Source organism: Taylorella asinigenitalis ATCC 700933 (assembly GCF_000687755.1).
Lineage (GTDB): Bacteria > Pseudomonadota > Gammaproteobacteria > Burkholderiales > Burkholderiaceae_B > Taylorella > Taylorella asinigenitalis.
Map to the genome: position 1 here is coordinate 25,744 of NZ_JHXN01000008.1, position 21,329 is coordinate 47,072.

Here is a 21,329-nt window from a genome sequence, read left to right on the forward strand (position 1 = left end):
GGAAATTTTATGTCGACTAAGACTTTAAAAGTTGACGTAGTTAGTGCGGAAGAGAGCATGTTCTCAGGAACTGCAAAAATGGTTGTTCTTCCAGGGGTGACTGGAGAGTTGGGTGTATTGCCAGGGCATACTCCACTAATCTCTCGTGTTAAGCCTGGTCGAGTAAAAATCACTCGCGAAGATGGCTCTGAGGAGACTTTGTTCGTTGCGGGTGGTTTGCTTGAGGTTCAACCATTTGCTGTGACTGTGCTTGCTGATACTGTTGTTCGTATGGAAGATCTTGACGAACAAAAAGCTCTTGAAGCACGCAAAAAAGCAGAAGAATCTCGTAAGAAAGCTACTTCACGCGAAGAGATTGCAGTTATTGAACGCGAACTTGAGATGCTTGCAGCTCAAGCACATTATGCTAGAGTGTATACAGAGAAAGTTAAGAAATAATTTTTTCTTTTTGTTTTATAAAAGGCCGCCTAATTGTAAGGCGGTTTTTTTATGGTGTATTGATTTTTTTTGTCGCAGAAAATGTAGAATAATATGCATTTTCGTCTTTAAGTCTACAAATAATCTATGATTTCAGGTCTTTTTTCAATCAAATTTAAAAGTTTAAGAGCACAACCACTAGGGTTTCTTTGGCCCTGTTCCCATGACTTTAGTGTACTTGTAGAAACTCCTATTTGATTTGCAAATTGGCTTTGAGATAGGCCAACTTTTTTTCTTATATTTGAAACCCTATTTTTATCAATAACAGTTTTTCTAGCAAAAACTTTGTTCTTGCATTGAATTAAAGAGGCTTTCAATTCTTTTTTGTGATTTTTTAGTTCAGGATCGTCTTGTATTAGGGCATTTAAAATGCTGTCGACATCAAAATTACTGGCTTTCATTATTTCTCCTGACTAAACCTTCTATAAATTAGGATTTTAAATTGCTAATCTCAGATTTCCTATAGATATAAAGTAGATAAATTTCCCCATGCATTAAATTGATTTTATAAATTACCCTCAACCCAGCTCTTTTTCCTGTATTATTTATTTCCCAACGAAATTTTCTACAAACGCCACTTGCAGGTATAACATCTCCGATATAAGGATTTAAGGAAAGATAAGAACATAATTTTAGTCTTTCTTCAGTTGAAAGTAACTTATCTACTTTTGATATAAAGATATCTGTCTCATAAATTGTATACATTTTAGCATCGTTTGTGTTCTAACACATTTGTATTTCTGTTATTTTCAATTCTGTGCTGGAGAAAGAGGGCGGGAACATTGCCACCTTTAGGAGATGTATTGTTTTTATGTGTGAGTGGATTTTATGGGCTTATCGTTTTATTAATTTTAGGCCCAGTACATAAAAAAGCTCGACGTTTCCGCCGAGCCCCAATGAATGCATTCTAATTCTGACCAATCACATTCGGAAGCCAAATCGAAATCTCTGGAACGTATGTAATCAAAATCAAGAACAAAAGCATAATCATCAGCCATGGAAGCGTCGCACGAATCACTTTCTCGACAGGCAGCTTTGTAATCGCAGATGATACAAAAAGATTCAATCCGACAGGAGGCGTAATCAGGCCAATCTCCATATTTACAACCATCATTACACCAAAGTGAATTGGATCGATACCTAGTTGAGTGGCAATAGGGAAGAGAATCGGCACCATAATCAAAATAATCGCTGATGGTTCCATAAACGCACCAGCAACTAGCAGTATCAAGTTAACTACAATCAAGAACTGCCATGCTTCAAGATTCATATCTGCAACGATGCGTGTGATATCTTGAGGAATGTTTTCCGTAGTCAATACATGTGCAAATAACATCGCATTTGCAATGATAAACATAAGCATTACGCTTAGTTTTGCAGCCTCGAGAACTACACGTGGACACTCTTTTAGCTTAATATCTTTGTATACAAACACAGCCACAAAAAACGAATATGCCGCCGCAACAGCCGCCGCTTCAGTTGCTGTAAATGCACCCGAATAAATCCCACCTAAAATAATAAATACAAGAATCAATCCCCACAATGCTTTGCGTGCTGAGATAATCCATTCACGGAAAGTAGCACGAGGTTGTGCAGGAAGATTTTTGCGACGTGCCACGATATAAATCGCAACCATAAGCACAGTACCAAGCAACAGCCCTGGTATCACGCCCGCCATAAACAAGCGTCCCACAGATTGCTCAGTCACAGCCGCATACACGACCATCGTAATAGAAGGCGGAATCAGTATGCCCAAAGTCCCTGCATTTGTAACGATACCTGTGCCAAACTCTAGGGGATACCCAGAGCGAACCATGCCCGCAATCGTAATCGATCCAACAGCCGCCACCGTCGCAGGACTTGACCCTGACAATGCCGCAAACAACATGCACGACAACACCGACGCAATCGCCAAACCGCCGCGAATATGGCCTACCGTAGCATTTGCGAAATCGATTAATCGCTTAGCCACACCGCCTGTGGTCATAAATGCCCCTGCGAGCAAGAAAAACGGAATCGCAAGCAAAGTGTAGTGCTCTGAGGTTTCGAAGATTTTTACGGCAATCGAGGAAATCGAATCCGCACTAAAGAATAAAATGATAATGCTGCTAGATAGGCCTAATGAAAACGCAACGGGAACTCCCATCAACATAAAGAAGAAAAGAGTGCCAAATAAAACTAATATCGACATTTTAAATTTTTCCTTCAGCTTGCAGTTTCAATGCATCTTCCGTTTCATCGGCCAAACCGATACTGTGTTGTTTGCCTTGCAAAATGCGAATTAAAATTTCGACAAAGCGATAAATAAGCAATGCATAGCCAAGCAGCAAAATCAAACCAATATGCCAAAGCTTAATGCCAAACATCTCAAGATCTTCCGCTTCCACATCGGCCGTATACAAAGCATTCACCCACTCCCAAGCTGCATACACAACAATGCCACAATAAACAATACATAGAACTACAGCTACGGTGGCAATGCTTCTCTGTACATTCAGTGGAAATCTTTTCGTCAGAATATCGATTCCTATATGTCCAGCCGTTCTTACTCCATATGAGGCACCTAAAAACACTAACACGGCACACAATAATTTCGTCAAAGCCAGTGTGTAAGTCATTGAAGAGGCTGCTTCCAAAATATAAATTCCCACATCTTCAAAAAATGAAATTTTCGACCCTAGCCATAAAAAGGGCTCGTAAAGTTTATTTAGCAAAACATATATGAACGTTACTAAAGTCATAGCCGACAGCCCGAAGATTAAGAAAAATTCTTCTAATCTGCTTAGCACTTTATTAGACATAATTACCACCTACTGCAATGAAAAAAGAGCCCCGTCGCTTATCGCAGCTTCAGGGCTCGGGGGAGGAGTATTCAGTACCCTATTAGTTATTTGATTTTTGGGCAGCCTCGATTAAATCGGTACCGATTTCGCCCTCAAATTTTTTCCAAACAGGAACCATAGCCTTACGCCACTCATCTTTTTCAGCGTCAGTGAGTGTAAGGATTTCAGTTGTTCCAGCTTTAATAATGCGATCTTTTTCTCTTTGATTTAATGCTTGAGCTTCTTGATTAACTTTCACTGTAACATCAGCCAAAATTTCCTCTAAACCTTTACGGATATCATCAGGTAATCCACTCCAGAATTTATCGCTAGTGATTACCATATAACCTAATGGTGCATGTCCGGTTTCAGTTATATATTTTTGAACTTCATGCATCTTTTGAGAGTACACATTTGAGTATGGGTTCTCAGTACCGTCTACAACACCTGACTGAAGACCTTGATAAACCTCAGCGAATGCCATTTTGCGTGGAATAGCAGTTAGTCGTTTAAATTGGGCATCAAGAACGTCCGAAGCTTGAACTCGGAATTTTAATCCACGAGCATCTGAAGGTTTACGCAATGGTTTATTGGCTGACATATGTTTAACATCATTGTTCCAATAAGCTAAACCTATAATTCCTTTATCGCGCATTGAATTGAGTAATTCTTTACCTTTATCACTGTTTTGGAATTTCTCTACAGCAGCTATATCTTCAAAAAGGAAAGGCAAATCGAAAATTTGAATTTTCTTTTGATATTTAGAGAATTTCGCTAATGATGGAGCTAGCATCTGAACATTCCCTGTTAAAAGAGCTTCCATCTCTTTACCGTCACCGTATAGAGATGAGTTCGGATATGTCTCTACTTTAACTCTTCCAGGAAATTTTTCTTCAGCCAATTTTTTAAATAAATCGGCCCCTTTACCTTTAGGTGTATCAGATGCAACAACGTGTGCAAATTTGATAACGATAGGCTCATCTGCAAATGATGGGCTAACTAGTGCACACCCAAGTGCCACTACTGACAATGCTTTCATAAAAAATGGCTTCATATAAAAATCCTCAGAAGTAAATTTATAAATCTACAATAAGCTATTTTTAAAATGAAGCCCTTAGTACATTCCCTTAAATTAAGGGAAAAACCTAGCCTACGCCAGACATTGATTTAGTCCCTCAGTGAACACATCGTGCGGCAGATTTTTTCCGATAAATACGATTTTGCTTTGTTTCTTAGAAGAGCCCCACGGTTGTCCAGGATTTGTACCCAAGACCATATGCACACCTTGAAGTAGGAATTTTACAGGTGCCCCTTTGATATAAATGATACCCTTGTAACGATACATATCAGGCCCATAAACTTGCACAAGCCCACTTAAGAATTCGTCTAAGCGAACTGGGTCAAATGGCTTATCTGAAGTATATACAAATGCCTTTATCGCATCGTTGTGATGTGAGTGGTGGTGGTCATGGTGATGGTGATGTTGATGGTGATGATCGTGGTCATGTTCATGTTCATGGTGGCAATGCTCCCCGCACTCATGGTCGTGTTCATGTTCATCATCTTCGCATTTTAAAAATTCTGGGTCTATCTCCAAAATTTCATTCAAATTAAATCCAGACACACTTAGAATTTTCTTAAGGTCAACTTCACCGAAGTTCACAGGCATAATTTCTGCACGTGGATTCATATGAACTAGTCTATGACGTAGGTCCTCGTATTCTTCTTTGCTTACTAAATCAACTTTAGAAATTAATATCCTATCAGCAAAACCCACTTGAGTTTGAGCTTCAATCTCATTTGTTAATGTGTCCATACCATGTTTTGCATCTACAATGGTAATAACTGCATCTAGCCTATAGAATGCGGCTACTTCATCGTTAAGAAAGAAGGTTTGGCAAATAGGGCCTGGATTTGCAACACCCGTGGTTTCTATAATAACTCTCTCGAAATTACTTTCACCTGAGTCTAATCTAGCTTTTAAATCTAAAAGTGTATTCTCTAAGTCCACGCGAACAGAACAACAAATACATCCATTTTTTAATTCGATTATTTCTTCGCCAGTGGATTGAATCAAAATCTCATTATCGATATTTTCTTCACCGAATTCATTTTCGATAACGGCAATGCGTTGTCCGTGAGACTCTGTAAGTATTCTTTTAAGAAGGGTAGTTTTACCTGCACCTAAAAATCCAGTCAGTACAGTAACTGGGATCATATTTTTCTGTTGCATATATGGATAATTTCTTTTATTAAATAATCTTACATTTTAAAAGAAAATATGTTTTTGGCGGCACTCACTACAAATAGAACGAATTTCTGTTTTGGGAGAGCGGTTTTCAAATCCTGCAGATTCTAAAAGGGATGTGATAAAGGGTGAGATATCGGTTGGGTCAAGTTCTTGAACTTTATTACATCTAGAGCATACGGCAATAACGCTTATATCATCTTGGCTTTCTTCGTCTTCGTGATCAAAATTATTACATGCAACCCAACCGTTGATAGTGTCTACTCTGTGTACAAATCCTTCTTGAACAAGAAAATCAAGGGCTCTATAAACAGTTGCTGGCTGAGAGCTTTTATGATGAGCTTTCATCATATCGAGTAACTCATACGCTTTAAGACTACGGGCAGCCTGAAGAAGTAGTATTAAAACCTGTGAGCGAATGGGTGTGAGGCGAAGTCCTCTTTGATTGCAAATTTCTGTTGCTTGCTTAATACGGTCCTGGATATTTGCAGTGAGAATTTTAGGGGCTGCCATAGACTTGCTTAATTTGATATGTTATAACATTGTGAAATAATATAACGATACTATGTATCATTAAGAGTTGAGATATTTTATATTCAATTCTTTACATATTATTGAAACCCGTAAGTCGTTATTAGGTGGATACCATAGAAAAGCGCGATACGAACCATAATCATGATCACGGAAAGGTTAAACGTAGTTTGCTTACTTCTTCCGCTCTAAGCAGATTGGTCATGGTTCTGGTATTATTAGCGATTATGTGGTTTGTAGCTTTTAATCTACTTGAGTGGTAGTTATGGACGCGATTAGGTTATCAAACGTAACTCTGTATCATCCTCATCATACACACTCTCCAATCCTTAACGATGTGACGGGAGAATTTCAAGCAGGGTCTCTCACTGCAGTATATGGGCCTAACGGCGCAGGAAAGACCATGCTCATGAAAACTTTGGCTGGGCTCATAAAGCCTGACCAAGGATGCGTTGACTACGCCCCTTCTCTCCATCGTGATGTGAGTTTTGTGCCACAGATTAGTCACATCGATAGGGGCTTCGCAATAACTGTGGCCGACTTTGTGGCACTGGGAGCTGGTTATAGAGTTGGGCTCTTCAGTCGCTTTAGAGAGGAAGAACTCAGACTAATAGAGCACTCTCTCGAGCGAGTCGGTTTGCACAGTAGGTCAAATTGCCTCATTTCTGAACTATCGGGTGGGCAGATGCAACGCTTACTCATTGCCAGACTAATTCTAAGAGATCCCAAAGTTGTACTACTTGATGAGCCGTTTTCTGCGATAGATAACGATGCATTGCCACTTTTGATGCAAGTTATCCTCGATTTTATTGCGGACGGAAAAACTGTAATCGCCGTCTCCCACGATCAAAATCAAATTCGCACATATTTTCCGCAGACTTTGCTTTTGTCGGGATGCGTTGTTTATTGGGGTGATACGGCAACTGCCTTAAATCCAGAGAATTTGTCGAAAGCTCGAGAGCTTGCTTTGAAGGGGTTCTAATGTACGAATTTTTTATTGAGCCCTTTGTTGTCGACCTTACCATGTCATATGCCCTTGTAGCGGGCCTATTTCTGTGCATCTCCGCAAGTGTGCTTGGTGTATTTTTGGTTATCCGTCGCATGAGCTTGGTGGCTGATGCGATGTCTCACGCTTTGCTTCCAGGAGTAGCAATTGGGATGATGATCGCAGGGTCCGCATCGCTTGTTGTGCTTGCGGGTGGCGTAATAACGGGGCTGGTAGTGGCTATCGGGGCAGGTATTATTATGCAAAATACGCATCTGAAAGAGGATGCGAGCTTTGCGACTACCTATATTTTGTCCCTCTCTTTAGGTATGATTTTAGTTGGCAATGACGGACACGAGCTCTCCCATATTCTTTTTGGAACTATTTACAATATTTCGGATATCGATATATGGGTCATACTGATTGTTAGCAGTGTAACCATGATTTTGCTTGCTTTGTTTTACCGTCCAATTGTTATGGAATGTCTCGACCCTTTATTCATGAGAATGGACGGCGGTCTTGGGCGAATTACACATCTTTTGTTTTTAGTAATGTTAGCTTTTAACTTAGTTGCTGGGTACAAGGTACTAGGAACTTTATTAGTAGTTAGTGTGATGCTACTGCCTGCGATTACTTCTACATTTGTTACAAGAAGTTTAGAGCGTCAAATCGTTCTATCCGCAATAATATCGCTTTGCATTTTGTATTTTGGTCTTGTAATTGCCTACAATTATAATTTTCCTCCTTCCGCTATAATCGCCATTTTAGGCGGTGTTTGCTATGTAGTAGCATTACTTTTTGGTGCTCAAAAAGGGATACTACGCCGCACTAGTAAGATTCAAGCTTCCCCTGTTTAACCACACAAAACAAGCCTTTCCAATAGCCCTATCTTTGTGCATCGATTATTTTCGTTGCTTTTTCTTCGCACGTGGATGTGCCTTATCGTAGACTTCGGAGAGATGTTGAAAGTCTAATCTCGTATATAGTTGCGTAGTAGATATTTTAGAGTGACCTAGCAAATCCTGCACTGCACGCAAATCTTGAGAAGACTGCAATAGATGACTAGCGAAACTGTGTCTTAAAACATGAGGATGAATATTTGATGGGATATTTGTTTTTGCAGCAAGTTTTTTAAGCTGCAGTTGCACTACACGAGGCGAGATGCGCTTGCCCTTAGTGCCTAGAAACAAAGCATATTTATCGCTTGCACTTGTCTTTGGGCTTTCCAATTCAACACGCCTCGAAAGCCAATCACGAATTGCCTCCTCAGCCTTCGCTCCAAGCGGAACAATACGCGGTTTGCGGCCTTTACCGATAACAGTTATCTCATGTGCATCAAGATCAAGCCATCCTCGCGATTCATAGCTACCGCTTTTGTGAAATTCAATATCCAAATTCACAAGCTCAGACAGACGCAGACCACTTGAATACAGTAGCTCGAACATCGCCTGATCGCGGGCGTGCACAGCAGAATTATCGTCCGTCTGAATACCCACATCGAGCAGCATCTTCGCCTCATCCGCTGTCAATGCCTTCGGAAGCGGCCGTGCCACTTTCGGCGTCTTCACACCCAAAGTTGGATTCATATCCAACCCATATTTCAGCGAATACCATTTATAAAAATTGCGCCACGAAGATAAAATACGCATCAAAGAGCGAGGATTAAAATCCCTCGAATGTAAGGTGGCAATGCCTTGGCGAATCTCCATATTCGTTAATTCGCCCAGCTCCCTCTCGGGATAGAGTTCTGCGAGATGATTAAGATCACGCCTATAAGCGGCCACCGTATGAACCGAGGAATTTTTATCAATTCTCAGACTCTCAAGCCACTCATTTACGTAATCTGACATAAGCTAAACTGGAGTTAATTCAGGAAAATCTTCTTCTTCTTCACCCTGATCTAACCGTGACAATGCCGCCACCACCAAATCGTGAATCATCTGCAAAAATGTGGTCCCCATCTCATCACTAAAATGAGAAACAGAACGATGAGAAAACCCTAAAATACCAACAACACTATCTTTATAGTTAAGTGGAATAAGTGCAAAACTTCCAGATTCAGCTGTCCACCACTGCTTGATATCATCAAGTACCATCGAGCCTAAGTATGGCTTCTCAAGCCCTTGAGCCCATTTTTTAACTTCCTCGTTTTTATAATTGTAAGGATGATTTTCGTTTATCAAATTCCACAACTTAAGTTCCACATTAAGCTCAGGAAAAACTTTTTGCAAACCAGTATGAATTACAAGTGGCAATTGATGTGGATTCTTTTCGGCCACTAATTGCACACACCATTGCAAAATACTATCGTTTATTTGCTTATTATCGTCTGCAACTGTAGCTAGAACTTCAAGGCCTTCTTCGAGAATAGAATTACGAGCACGTAAAGTGTTTATTTGCTTTTCAAGTAATGAGATGGTCCCACTTCCATTCGGATCAGGCACTTTCATCGAAATAAATAATTCCTCATATTGCATAAAAAAATCGGGGTTTTCCGACAAAAAATTTGCAATCTCTTGAGCCTTTTGATCATTCATTTGTTAATACCTCTTTCGGAATGTCCGACAGTAATTTATCGATATCGATTTGGCCTTCAAACACCGTAGTCGCAGGCCCTCTCATACACACGTTCGAGCCATCATAGCTAATTTCAATAGTGCCGCCACGCATATTAACACTAACAGGGCTCTCTAATAAGCCACGTCGAATACCCGAGACAACGGCCGCACAAGCCCCCGTCCCGCATGCGAATGTTTCTCCCGCACCTCGCTCATAGACCCTAAGATTAATTTCATGAGCCGATAAAATCTGCATAAACCCTGCATTTATGCGGTTTGCAAAGTAGGGGTGTGATTCAATTAGAGGTCCCTGAGATTGTACAGGTGCCGTCTGAACATCATTTACGATTTGAACTGCGTGTGGATTGGCCATGCTTACGACCGTTATTTCTATGGTGCTTCCATTATTTAGTGGCAATGCCCACACATCCGCTTCATTTTCTTTTCGCAAGCTTAATCCTTGCGTATCAAATCCCACATTTTCCGCATCAAATGAAGCAGGGCCCATATCAACGGTGACGGATGAATCATCGTTTCTATATAAGCTAATAACGCCTGTTGCGATTTCAGCTTTAATCGGATTGCGTCCAGAGAGATGCTTTTCATGAACAAACTGAACAAAGCAACGGGCACCATTACCGCAATTTTCAACTTCAGATCCGTCCGAATTAAATATTCGATATTTGAAATCGGCTTCTGGATGGCTTGGATTTTCAACAATAAGAACTTGGTCCGCGCCTACACCAAACTGTCTGTGGGCAATGGCACGGATAATTTCAGGCGTAATTTCAAGAAAATCACTAACGGCATCGAGGATCACAAAATCATTTCCCACGCCATGCATCTTAGTAAATTTCCAAATTCTGTGCCCTGTAATCATTTTAGTTTTTCAGCCAATACTTCGTTAACTTGAGCAGGATTTGCCTTCCCTTTAGCCACTTTCATAACTTTGCCCACTAAGGAATTAAACGATTTTTGCTTGCCTGCTTTAAATTCGGCAACAATATCCGCATTCTCCGCTAAGACTTGATCAATCATCGCAGAAATTGCACCTCTATCATTGATTTGTTTAAGCCCTTTAGCTTCAATAATTGCATCTGGATCGCCGGCATTTTCGCCACTCCACATGGATTGAAAAACGTCTTTAGCGATTTTGCTTGATATGGTTTTATCTTCAATGCGCTTAATCAATGTGGCCATATGTTCCGCAGAAATAGGGCATTGATCGAAACCTATTTCTTCGCGATTTAGATTTGCCGAGATATCGCCCATAATCCAGTTAGCGACAAGCTGAGCATTTTGGCTTCCAGCAAGTGATAGGAGTCTCTCGAAATAGTCTGCCATCTCACGAGATTGGGTAAGTTGAGCTGCATGATACTCAGAAAGCCCGAAATCTTTGCTATATCTAGCTTTGCGAGTTTGTGGAAGTTCAGGCATTTCGCTGCGAACTTTTTCAATCCACGCATCATCGATATGAAGAGGCGGAAGGTCGGGACAAGGGAAATATCTATAATCATGTGCATCTTCTTTTGAACGCATGCTTCTAGTTTCATCATTTATATCGTCGTAAAGACGAGTTTCTTGAGTTACTTTTCCGCCGTCTTCGATAAGCTCAATTTGTCTGCGAGCCTCATATTGAATCGCCTTTTCCATAAACTTAAATGAGTTTAAGTTTTTAATCTCAGTACGTGTACCAAACTCAGTTGAACCCTTAGGTCTTACGGAGATATTAACGTCGCAACGGAAAGAACCTTCCTGCATATTTCCATCGCATACACCCAACCATACTACAAGACTATGTAATGCTCGTGCATATGCAACCGCCTCAGCCGCTGATCTAATTTCAGGCTCAGTCACAATCTCAAGCAATGGAGTACCTGTGCGATTTAAGTCGATGCCTGATGATTTTTCGCCTAATGGACCTTCAAAATCCTCATGCAATGATTTGCCCGCATCTTCTTCCAAATGAGCACGAGTCAAATTTACAGTGTGCTCCGTTTCACCTACATAGAACTTAACTTTTCCACCCACAACAGTTGGGTCTTCATATTGCGAAGTCTGATAATTTTTAGGTAGGTCGGGATAAAAATAATGCTTGCGAGCAAAAATCGAAATAGGTGCAATTTTCGCTTCAACCGCAATACCAAACGCTATTGCACGCTCTACCGCTCCATAATTCATTACTGGCAATGTCCCCGGCAACGCCAAATCCACTGCATTCGCCTGAGTATTTGGCTCAGCTCCAAATGCTGTACTACTACCAGAGAATATTTTTGATTTAGTCGATAGCTGTGCGTGTGTCTCAAGACCGATAACAATTTCCCATTCCATTATGCAATCTCCAACTCACGTAAATGCCAATCAGTATGTTGCTGATAAATATGACCAAGTGCAAGTAATGCACCCTCATCAAAATGCTTACCGACAATCTGTAAACCAATAGGACGCCTACCCGAAACACCGCCAAATCCGCATGGAATGGACATTCCAGGCAAACCAGCCAAACTAACGCCAAGTGTATAAATATCCGCAAGCCAATCAGCCGTCACATCGTCCGAATTTTCGCCTATGTTTTTAGCGACGGTTGGTGTAACTGGGCCTACAATAAAATCGCATTCTTCTTTTAAAGCATGGTCAAAATCCTGAGCCAACAATCTGCGCACCTTCTGAGCTTGCAAATAATATGCATCATAGTATCCGTGTGATAACACATATGTGCCCACCATAATGCGACGTTGCACTTCAGGGCCAAAACCCTCAGAGCGCGAACGCGATACCATCTGCTCTATACCCTGATAATCCGAACTTCTATGCCCATATCGCACACCATCGTATCGTGATAGATTGCTCGAAGCCTCTGCTGGTGCAATTACATAATATGCAGGGATAGCAAATTTTGTCCGTGGCAATGACACCTCGACTCGCCTTGCTCCCAGTTCCACCATCTTCTCGATAGCCGCCTCAGTAGCAGCTCTTACTTCATCAGATAGTCCTTCTGTGAAGTACTCTTTAGGAACACCGATTCGTAAACCTTCAAGCGGTTTAGAACCTTTGTTTTCGAACTTTTCTAGTGCGGTTTTAAACTCTGCTTTGACGCGTCCTTGCTTGTTTTCAGAAGATCCACAAACTTGAAGCGATGTTGAATCTTTTGGATCAAATCCAGACATAATATCAAGCATTTCTACTAGGTCTTCACATGAATGTGCGATAGGACCCGCCTGATCTAAGCTTGAAGCAAAAGCTATCATGCCATAACGTGACACTGTGCCATAAGTAGGCTTTATACCAGATACACCACAAAGGGCAGATGGTTGTCTAACAGATCCCCCTGTGTCAGTACCTGTAGTAGCACAAACAATGCCTGCAGCTACAGCGGCAGCCGAGCCACCTGAAGAACCTCCTGGTACAGCTTCTAAATCCCAAGGGTTTAAGCATGGACCAAAAGAGGAATTTTCATTTCCAGAGCCCATAGCAAATTCATCGCAATTTAGTTTACCGATATTAACGGAGCCGACTGCATTTAAATGCTCAACTACAGTGGCATCAAAAGGAGATACATAAGATTCAAGCATTTTGCTTGCAGCTGTAGTTCTCCAGCCCTTTGTTACGAATATGTCCTTATGTGCAATAGGTATGCCTGTTAATGCGGTTTGACGACCCTCTGCAATCATCTGATCTGCAATCTTCGCTTGAGCTAAAGTTAACTCTGGATCGATATGTAAAAATGCATTTAATTTTGAGAGTTTTTCGGCTTTCTCTAAACTTAGCTTAGCAAGTTCAGAAGCACTAATCTCTTTGTTATCCAGGGCTTTGCGCACTGAATTTATTGATGTTAGACGCATGAAATTTAATTAAGAAATTTTGTTTAAATTATTTTAATACAAACAACTCTATGAACTTCCTAAGACTTAAACTAATGGCTTAGTTATGAATGTAATTTAGGGTAAGAAGTCGTTTAGTACTTATCTATAGAAATATCAAAATTAATGCCAGCTGACATGAGGCATTAATTTATTCGATAACTTTAGGTACCAAAAATAAACCTTCGGATTTAGCTGGAGCATTAGACATCAAAGATTCTCTCTCTGGTACACCTGAAGTCTCTGTAACTATATCGTCTCTTAGACGAAGACTTATGGTTTGGTTCAGTGATAGTGGGTGAGAAAGTGGCTCTACGTTACTAGTTTCAACTGACTGCAGAGTCTCTATAAGACTAAACATATCATTAAGCTCGCTGTTTAGCTGCTTATGGGCTTCTGAGTCTAGTTCAAGACGTGCTAATTTTGCTATGCGAGTGATATCGGTTGAATCAAGAGACATAAGAAAAAATAATAGTCAATAGTGGTAAAATCGTAAAATTCTACTAATTATAAATTATTCGTTATCCAAATTCTCTAAAAAATATATGTTCGGATTCCTTAGAAACTATTTCGCCACTGATATGGCCATTGACCTTGGTACCGCAAATACTCTTATTTTCGTTCGCGGGAAAGGTATTGTCTTAGATGAGCCTTCTGTAGTGGCTATCCGTCATGACGGCGGGAATGGTAGGAAGGTTATACAAGCTGTCGGCTTAGCCGCTAAACAAATGCTTGGACGTGTTCCAGGAAATATTGAGGCCATTCGTCCTATGAAGGATGGTGTAATTGCGGATTTCTCTGTTACAGAACAGATGATTAAGCAATTTATTAAGCTTGTTAATCCTAGAGGTTTTTTCTCACCTAGTCCAAGAATTATTATTTGCGTGCCTTGTGGCTCTACTCAAGTTGAAAGAAGGGCTATTCGTGAGGCGGCTATTGGAGCAGGTGCTAGCCAAGTTTACTTAATTGAAGAGCCTATGGCTGCGGCTATTGGTGCAGGGTTAAACGTTTCAGATCCTAGTGGTTCTATGGTTGTTGATATCGGTGGTGGTACTACCGAAGTTGCCGTTATTTCACTAGGTGGTATGGTTTACAAAGGTTCGGTTCGCGTAGGCGGGGATAAATTCGATGATGCAATCGTAAACTACGTACGTCGTCACCACGGCATGCTTATCGGGGACCAAACTGCTGAGATTATCAAAAAACAAATTGGTGCAGCATTTCCAGGTACTGAGGTTCGTGAAATTGAGGTTAAGGGGCGCAATCTATCTGAAGGTGTGCCTCGTAGTTTCACAGTAAACTCTAATGAGATTCTAGAGTCACTTAACGATCCGCTTAATCAAATCGTATCTGCAGTAAAAATCGCACTTGAACACACTCCTCCAGAATTAGGGGCTGATATCACAGAAAAAGGTATTGCCTTAACAGGTGGTGGTGCTTTATTACGTGACCTTGATCGTCTACTTCAAGAAGAAACTGGCTTACCAGTTATGGTGGCAGAAGATCCATTAACTTGTGTAGTTCGTGGTTGCGGTGAAGCTCTAGAACATCTTGAGAGTCTTGGACCTGTATTTATACAAGAATAATTTTGTATATGATTTGGGGTCGTCATGCCACAAGAGAAATCTTGGCGTTTATTTAAGGACGGAAATCTTTCCAGCTCTACTGTTCTATTGATGATCATCTTCTGCGTGGCAGTGATGATTATCGATTCTAGAACAAGTTGGCTTACGCCTGTTCGTCAAACTCTTGCAGCTGTTATCGACCCTACATATCGCGTAGCAATTTGGCCTAAAAATATTATCGATAAAATTTATCGATGGTTTAATGCGGTAGATCTTGCTCAGCTTAGTGTTCAAGAGTCTCAAAGAAAATCTATTGACCTTACTCAGCTTCAAACTCAAGCATTGCAACTGACAGCAGAAAATGCTCAGCTGCGCAGATTGCTTGAACTTAAGGAAAATATTCCAGTTAAATCGCTTGCTGTTGAGATTCTTTATATTCCTAATAATCCAGTTAAGGGAAATATTGTTCTTAATAAAGGTGAGCGAGAAGGTATAAAACCTGGTATGCCAGTTATTGGTGAAGGTGGCTTAGTTGGCCAAATCCAAAGAGCCTCAACTCGCACATCTGAGACGATTTTAATTACAGATGAATCAATTCAAATCCCTGCAATTTTGGTGCGTAATGGGCTCAGAGTAGTAGTTTATGGTGCAGGTTCAGGCTATCCGCTGGAATTGCGTTATCTTTCTCCAGGGGCTGATATTAAGGTCGGTGATGAAGTAGTGACCTCTGGTATAGGTGGTATATATCCTTCAGGATTGGCTATAGGTAAAGTTATTCGTATAGATCAAAGTTCAGCTCAGGGGTTTGTTGTAGGGCTAGTAGAACCAATGGCTCGTCCTAATCGAAATAAACATTTTCTTGTTCTTAAAACTGAAGGTACTCAGAAAATCGAAGAATTAGATGAAGAGGGAAATCATGAATAATCCCAATCACAAAATACATACCTTCGATGAGAATCCAGATACCTTTCATCCTAGTTTCTTTTTAGTTTGGGGTAGTTTATTTTTTGCATGGCTTTTTTCTCTTCTCCCATGGCGTGCATGGGTGGGTTCACCTGATTTATTAATTCTAGTAATCGCTTACTGGTTTGCACATAATATTCGAGGCATGGGTTTTGCAGTAGCCATTATTGTCGGTATGTTGGTTGATGTTTTTGATACTACATTGTTAGGATCACATTCACTGCACTACATTTTGGCTCTCTCTGGAATTGCATTGTCTAGAAATCGTATGATGCAGTATTCTGTATTTGTGCAATTTATAGTCGTACTACCGATATTTATTTTTTCAGCATTGCCATCCCATTTATTTGAATCATGGCTTCATGGGTCATGGGGTGGATGGGCATGGCTTATCTCTGGACTAATAACTGCACTATTGTGGTTTGTGGTCGATATAGTATTTAGGTTCCTAGGTACTATTCATTACGAGTCGAATTAGTATGTTTGAATTCGCTCCAAAAAAAGGCGTTAATCGCAAAAAACTACTTATACGAGTTTTTGTAGCGATGCTTCTTGTTTTAAGTTGTTTTGGGCTACTCGTTTATAGGCTTTATTTTTTGCAGATTGTGCGATATCAAGGGTTTTCAGAGAGAGCCGAGAGAAATCGCATCACACTTTTACCCATTCCTCCAAAACGTGGTGACGTAGTTGATAGAAATGGAGAGGTGTTAGCTCGCAGCTATCGTGATTACACAATCGAAATAGTGCCGCATGATTTTAAGGATTTAGATGCACTTATAAAGGAGCTACAGGAAATCATTGCCATCTCACCGCTAGATATAAAGCGGTTTAAACAACGCGTGGCAGGTTCGAATCGATATACGTCTATTCCATTGCGTAGAAATATTACAGATAAAGAAGCGGCCTTATTTGCAGCGAACTCATATAAATTTCCGAAAGTAAGCTTAAAGGCTAGGTGGGTGCGCGAATATCCTCAAGGGGAGACTGCGGCTCATTTGATCGGTTATGTGGGACGAATCTCTGAAAAAGACCAAGAAAAGCTTGAAGAAAAGGGGATTGAGGGCAATTATCGAGGCACTGATTTAATCGGCAAAAAGGGCATTGAGCTTAGCTATGAAACTCAATTGCATGGGAAAACAGGATGGCAGGAAGTTGAAATTTCTGCTTCAGGTAAACCTGTACGCATTCTGCGCAGTACTGATCCTGAGCCTGGATTAAATCTTAGGCTTTCTGTAGATTTAGGTCTTCAAAAATTAGCCGAAAGCTTATTCGTAAAAAATGGTGTGGTAGAAAGGGGAGCTTTAGTAGCTATTGACCCAAGAAGTGGGCAGGTGCTTGCTTATGTGTCATCTCCATCTTATGATCCGAATCTTTTTGTGGATGGAATCGATGTAGATGATTGGAGGCGCTTGGCCGATGATGAGAATTCGCCACTATTAAATAGGCCGATATCGGGGACATTTCCAGTAGGGTCGACTTATAAGCCGTTTGTAGGTCTTGCTGCGATGCAGCTGGGTGTGCGAGCTCCAGAAAAACGTGTCTATGACCCTGGCTATTTTGAATACGGCAGGCAGCGATTTAGAAATGCAGGTGGTGCCGTATATGGAAATATCGATATGCATAGGGCAATCGTAGTTTCCTCCGATACCTTTTTCTTTAGCTTAGGTCCTGAAATTGGTGTGGATCGATTGCACGATTTTACGATTCAGTTTGGATTTGGAAAGCAAACTGGAATAGACCTAGTGGGCGAGAAGAGGGGGATATTGCCATCAAAAGAATGGAAATCCAAGGCATTTAAGGACCCAAAGAAAAAATCATGGCTCGTAGGTGAGACTATTTCTGTAGCCGTTGGCCAAGGCTATAACTCATTTACGATTATGCAGCTAGCTCAAGCCACATCAGTGCTTGCGGCTAATGGTGTGTATATGAGACCGCATTTAGTTAATCTACTTGAAAATCCTCTAGATGGATCTGTTACACCTATCGTAAAAGAGCCTGAATATATCATTCCACTTAACCAAAAATATATCGATGTTGTTAAAAATGCGATGGTGCAGGTAACACGCTCAGGGACCGCAAGACGAGTATTTGCAGGAGCAGATTATTTATCGGCAGGAAAGACTGGTACGGCACAAGTTTTTAACTTGCGTGGTTCTCGCTACAACGCAAGAAACCTAAAAAAACGTTTGCATGACCACGCACTTTATATTGGATATGCCCCTGCAGACAACCCAAAAATCGCATTAGCACTTATAGTCGAAAATGGGGGCTGGGGATCGACCGTAGCCGCACCCATTGCCAAAAAAGTATTTGATTATTGGCTCTCTCCACAACGTCAAAAAGTGTATGAAGAGTCACTTATTAACGATGGCTATGATACAACGATATCACCTGCAATTGAGGACAATATTGATGCAGAGAGTGAAAGCTCACCTGATACCGAAGTGCCAGAGAAGCCATTGTCAAACCCTGAGGATAAGCCTCTAGATACGCGTCCTGAGATATTTAGAGGACCTAATTCGAGCCAGTATCCAGATGAATAAGACCGTAAATAATATCGCAAACATGATTGCTGGATTGATATATAAATCATTCCGCTCAATCGACTGGCCGCTGATGATACTGCTTGTATTGTTTGCGGTGGTGGGTTTGTTCGTTATGCATTCGGCCGTTGGTGGGGCTGAAGGGAGGTTTATCGCACAAAGCAAAAATTTTCTTATTGCTCTTTTTGTTATGTGGTTTGTGTCTCTATGGTCTCCTCCAACAATCATGAAATTTGTGATTCCTATGTATGTTGTGGGATGTTTGCTGCTTCTTGGAGTTTTATTATTTGGAGAAACAAGTAAAGGTGCTACGCGCTGGTTAAATATTGGAATAGCAAGAATTCAGCCTTCTGAGATCATGAAGATTGCTGTGCCTATGATGCTTGCATGGTATTTCGATAAACGAAGAAATGATCTAAATGTCTTCGATTATTTAATAGCGGCTGTGATGTTATTGGTACCATTTGGTTTGATTATTAAACAACCCGATTTAGGAACTGCGTTACTTGTTTTTGCTTCAGGATTTTTCGTAATTTATTTTGCTGGCTTATCCTTTAAGTTAATTCTTCCTATTGGGTTGATTCTAGCCGTTGGCATAGGCTTAATCATTTATTTTGAAGATACCTTATGTAAACCAGGTTTTGACTGGTTTGTTCTGCACGAATATCAAAAGACGAGAGTTTGCACATTACTTGATCCAATGTCTGATTCTCTTGGAAAAGGCTTTCATACTATACAAGGCATGATTGCAATAGGCTCTGGTGGGCTATACGGCAAAGGGTATATGCAAGGAACTCAGACGCATTTAGATTTCATACCCGAGCAATCAACTGACTTTATTTTTGCCGTTTATGCGGAAGAGTTTGGTTTGTTCGGAAGCGTGTTTTTGTTGGTCATGTACACATTGTTAATTGCACGATGCTTTATGATCACATTAAATGCCCAAACTCAATTTAGCACTTTGCTTGCGGGTGCCTTAACCATGATTTTATTTTTCTATGTATTTGTAAATATGGGCATGGTCATGGGTATTCTTCCGATTGTGGGTGTGCCATTGCCTTTTATGAGTTATGGAGGCACAGCTCTTCTTACTTTAGGAATTGCGATGGGGCTTATGATGAGTATCTCAAAATATGTCCCACCGCCTCAAAGCAATTAGAATTTTGTGGTTTTCGTGACAGACCAAGCGGCTGAAATAGAAGCCACAAGCATAACAATCAACATGCTAATTAATAAATAAAAGAAGTTTGGAAGTTCGAGTGAATAATTAATTCCGTACGTGCTTGCAAATTCGCTTAATGCCCCATTTAGGCTCATCAATGCGATTTTCGCAAAGACTATGGCTAAGATACTTGCAAATAATCCCGTAATCGCTCCGAACACGCGAAAAGGCCTGCGCACAAAACTTTCGGTCGCACCCACAAGTCGAGCAACTGCAATTTCGTCCCTTTGTACCAATGCTTGCATGCGAATAGTGTTAAATACAGTCGATACCACGACAATAATTACTCCCAAGGCCAAAACTCCCAGCAGTGCTCGCATAAAATTTAGAAGTGATTGAAGTTTCTTAATCCACTCACTGTCAAACTGTAATAGGTCCACTAGATTGTCTCGATTGATGCTCTCTGCAATGCCCTTCGCTTCTTCGCTAGTTATCGAGTCCTTTAGCGTTACGATAATACTATGTGGCAATGGATTCGTCTTCAATGTTTCAAGCGATTCGGCCCATTCAGGTTGCTGTCTCAGGGAGGCGTATGCTTCATCTTTGGACACCACACTTGTGCTTGCAATGAAATCGGAAAATTTAGATTTAAGATTTTGTTCGAAAGATTCCGTCTCTTTTAAACTCACCGACTCTTTCATAAACACGGTGATCACAGGATTTACAGATACTCTTTGAGTTGCAGGTTCCAAGGCTGTAACTATCGAACTTAATACCAATGGTATCGATAATACAAATGCAATAACCACAATATTTAAAATGCTCGAAGCGGGCATCTGAGCCAGTCTTCGAAAGGCAGTGTTTATCGCATAACCGTAGTGTCTTAGCCAAGATTTCATACTTGACCCCCTAAATCGGTGAATTTGCCTGGTTCGATAATAATGGTACGGTTCGCATAATTTTTTAATAAATCCGTATCATGAGATGAAATTAGTGTAGTTACACCTACACGGTTAAAGTCTTGGAATACGTCTAAAATTTTACGTGCCGTATTTTTATCTAAGTTAGCTGTTGGTTCATCTGCAATTAAAACTTTAGGCCGATTAACTATCGCTCTGGCAATGGCAAGTCTTTGCTGCTCTCCGCCAGAGAGTTCAATTGGATTTGCTTTTTCTTTATGCCCTAAACCTACTTTTTCAAGAGCCGCTCTAGCACGTGCTCCCGCTTTATCCCGACTAACGCCCATGACAGCCAATGGTAGCATCACATTTTCAAAAGCATTTCTATCATAAAGAAGATGCGTATCTTGCAAAATAATGCCTATGGCTCTTCTAACATATGGTTGGCTTCTTGAATTTAAATCACTGAATTTTTGATCGTTTACGGTTATGGTTCCGCGTGAAGGAGACTCAAGTCCAGCAATCAATTTTAATAATGTGGACTTACCTGCACCAGATGGGCCAGAAATAAAAACAAACTCCCCATCCTTTATCTGAAAATTAATATCAGCAAGAATATTGGGGTTTTTTCCGTAGGACTTAAAGACGTGCTGAAAAGTAATCATATTGATTTAGGGCTTTCACAAATAGAATTTAGTATACATTTAATGGTATAT

22 protein-coding genes are annotated in these 21,329 nt (G+C 40.7%); 8 read left to right on the forward strand and 14 right to left on the reverse strand.

The genetic code is table 11. From position 1 onward, the window contains the following. The first annotated feature begins 9 nt into the window (after positions 1–9). Positions 10–438 carry a F0F1 ATP synthase subunit epsilon gene (locus T432_RS0105470; RefSeq protein WP_014110846.1) on the forward strand — a complete coding sequence of 143 codons (429 nt, stop codon included), beginning with the start codon at positions 10–12 and terminating at the stop codon, positions 436–438. Between the two features lie 113 nt (positions 439–551). Here T432_RS0105470 and T432_RS0105475 read toward each other — a convergent pair whose 3' ends face one another. The 6 genes from T432_RS0105475 to T432_RS0105505 all read right to left on the reverse strand — a co-directional run bounded on the left by T432_RS0105475 (position 552) and on the right by T432_RS0105505 (position 6,060). Then, positions 552–878 carry a helix-turn-helix domain-containing protein gene (locus tag T432_RS0105475; RefSeq protein ID WP_028884486.1) on the reverse strand — a complete coding sequence of 109 codons (327 nt, stop codon included), beginning with the start codon at positions 876–878 and terminating at the stop codon, positions 552–554. A 506-nt stretch (positions 879–1,384) separates the two neighbouring features. Then, a complete protein-coding gene (locus T432_RS0105485; RefSeq protein WP_028884487.1) occupies positions 1,385–2,668 on the reverse strand; it encodes a TRAP transporter large permease in 1,284 nt (427 codons plus the stop codon). Between the two features lies 1 nt (position 2,669). Beyond that, the gene (locus tag T432_RS0105490) at positions 2,670–3,278 is read right to left on the reverse strand and encodes a TRAP transporter small permease (RefSeq protein WP_028884488.1); all 609 of its coding nucleotides are present in this window, start codon (positions 3,276–3,278) and stop codon (positions 2,670–2,672) included. An 82-nt stretch (positions 3,279–3,360) separates the two neighbouring features. Further along, on the reverse strand, positions 3,361–4,353 hold the full coding sequence (locus T432_RS0105495) for a TRAP transporter substrate-binding protein (protein WP_028884489.1): 993 nt from the start codon (positions 4,351–4,353) through the stop codon (positions 3,361–3,363). 96 nt (positions 4,354–4,449) lie between these two features. Next, positions 4,450–5,532 carry a CobW family GTP-binding protein gene (locus T432_RS0105500; RefSeq protein ID WP_028884490.1) on the reverse strand — a complete coding sequence of 361 codons (1,083 nt, stop codon included), beginning with the start codon at positions 5,530–5,532 and terminating at the stop codon, positions 4,450–4,452. A gap of 36 nt (positions 5,533–5,568) precedes the next feature. Then, complete coding sequence (locus T432_RS0105505; protein WP_028884491.1) at positions 5,569–6,060, reverse strand: transcriptional repressor; 492 nt, start codon at positions 6,058–6,060, stop codon at positions 5,569–5,571. Between the two features lie 283 nt (positions 6,061–6,343). On the opposite strand from T432_RS0105505, the gene T432_RS0105510 reads away from it, so the two are divergent. Further along, complete coding sequence (locus T432_RS0105510; protein ID WP_015551617.1) at positions 6,344–7,060, forward strand: metal ABC transporter ATP-binding protein; 717 nt, start codon at positions 6,344–6,346, stop codon at positions 7,058–7,060. After that, on the forward strand, positions 7,060–7,920 hold the full coding sequence (locus tag T432_RS0105515) for a metal ABC transporter permease (protein WP_014110860.1): 861 nt from the start codon (positions 7,060–7,062) through the stop codon (positions 7,918–7,920). The genes T432_RS0105510 and T432_RS0105515 overlap by 1 nt, the downstream gene beginning before the upstream one ends. A gap of 45 nt (positions 7,921–7,965) precedes the next feature. On the opposite strand, the gene xerC is transcribed toward T432_RS0105515, so the two are convergent. The 6 genes from xerC to gatC all read right to left on the reverse strand — a co-directional run bounded on the left by xerC (position 7,966) and on the right by gatC (position 13,941). After that, positions 7,966–8,913, reverse strand: coding sequence for a tyrosine recombinase XerC (gene xerC / locus T432_RS0105520; RefSeq protein ID WP_028884493.1), 948 nt, complete (start codon positions 8,911–8,913; stop codon positions 7,966–7,968). A gap of 3 nt (positions 8,914–8,916) precedes the next feature. Continuing rightward, positions 8,917–9,600, reverse strand: coding sequence for a DUF484 family protein (locus T432_RS0105525; RefSeq protein WP_028884494.1), 684 nt, complete (start codon positions 9,598–9,600; stop codon positions 8,917–8,919). Then, on the reverse strand, positions 9,593–10,501 hold the full coding sequence (dapF, locus tag T432_RS0105530; RefSeq protein WP_028884495.1) for a diaminopimelate epimerase: 909 nt from the start codon (positions 10,499–10,501) through the stop codon (positions 9,593–9,595). Before dapF ends, T432_RS0105525 begins: the two co-directional genes overlap by 8 nt. Further along, positions 10,498–11,952, reverse strand: coding sequence for an Asp-tRNA(Asn)/Glu-tRNA(Gln) amidotransferase subunit GatB (gene gatB / locus T432_RS0105535; protein ID WP_028884496.1), 1,455 nt, complete (start codon positions 11,950–11,952; stop codon positions 10,498–10,500). Before gatB ends, dapF begins: the two co-directional genes overlap by 4 nt. Beyond that, positions 11,952–13,463 (reverse strand): Asp-tRNA(Asn)/Glu-tRNA(Gln) amidotransferase subunit GatA, encoded by a 1,512-nt coding sequence (gene gatA, locus T432_RS0105540; protein ID WP_028884497.1) that lies wholly within the window; start codon positions 13,461–13,463, stop codon positions 11,952–11,954. Before gatA ends, gatB begins: the two co-directional genes overlap by 1 nt. Before the next feature lie 169 nt (positions 13,464–13,632). Next, on the reverse strand, positions 13,633–13,941 hold the full coding sequence (gatC, locus tag T432_RS0105545) for an Asp-tRNA(Asn)/Glu-tRNA(Gln) amidotransferase subunit GatC (RefSeq protein WP_028884498.1): 309 nt from the start codon (positions 13,939–13,941) through the stop codon (positions 13,633–13,635). A gap of 85 nt (positions 13,942–14,026) precedes the next feature. Here gatC and T432_RS0105550 point away from each other — a divergent pair, with 85 nt between their 5' ends. From T432_RS0105550 to rodA, 5 genes are read left to right on the forward strand one after another with little or no spacing between them, the layout of a single operon-like run. Then, on the forward strand, positions 14,027–15,067 hold the full coding sequence (locus tag T432_RS0105550) for a rod shape-determining protein (protein WP_014110867.1): 1,041 nt from the start codon (positions 14,027–14,029) through the stop codon (positions 15,065–15,067). Between the two features lie 24 nt (positions 15,068–15,091). Continuing rightward, positions 15,092–15,970 carry a rod shape-determining protein MreC gene (gene mreC / locus T432_RS0105555; RefSeq protein WP_015551625.1) on the forward strand — a complete coding sequence of 293 codons (879 nt, stop codon included), beginning with the start codon at positions 15,092–15,094 and terminating at the stop codon, positions 15,968–15,970. Beyond that, the gene (mreD, locus tag T432_RS0105560) at positions 15,963–16,487 is read left to right on the forward strand and encodes a rod shape-determining protein MreD (protein WP_028884499.1); all 525 of its coding nucleotides are present in this window, start codon (positions 15,963–15,965) and stop codon (positions 16,485–16,487) included. Before mreC ends, mreD begins: the two co-directional genes overlap by 8 nt. A gap of 1 nt (position 16,488) precedes the next feature. Then, positions 16,489–18,552 (forward strand): penicillin-binding protein 2, encoded by a 2,064-nt coding sequence (gene mrdA / locus T432_RS0105565; RefSeq protein ID WP_028884500.1) that lies wholly within the window; start codon positions 16,489–16,491, stop codon positions 18,550–18,552. Next, complete coding sequence (gene rodA, locus T432_RS0105570) at positions 18,545–19,711, forward strand: rod shape-determining protein RodA (protein WP_044971154.1); 1,167 nt, start codon at positions 18,545–18,547, stop codon at positions 19,709–19,711. The genes mrdA and rodA overlap by 8 nt, the downstream gene beginning before the upstream one ends. On the opposite strand, the gene T432_RS0105575 is transcribed toward rodA, so the two are convergent. Both T432_RS0105575 and ftsE read right to left on the reverse strand, forming a co-directional pair. Then, complete coding sequence (locus T432_RS0105575; RefSeq protein ID WP_028884502.1) at positions 19,708–20,613, reverse strand: cell division protein FtsX; 906 nt, start codon at positions 20,611–20,613, stop codon at positions 19,708–19,710. The genes rodA and T432_RS0105575 overlap by 4 nt on opposite strands. Then, a complete protein-coding gene (gene ftsE / locus T432_RS0105580) occupies positions 20,610–21,278 on the reverse strand; it encodes a cell division ATP-binding protein FtsE (RefSeq protein ID WP_014110873.1) in 669 nt (222 codons plus the stop codon). The genes T432_RS0105575 and ftsE overlap by 4 nt, the downstream gene beginning before the upstream one ends. Positions 21,279–21,329: the final 51 nt, after the last annotated feature.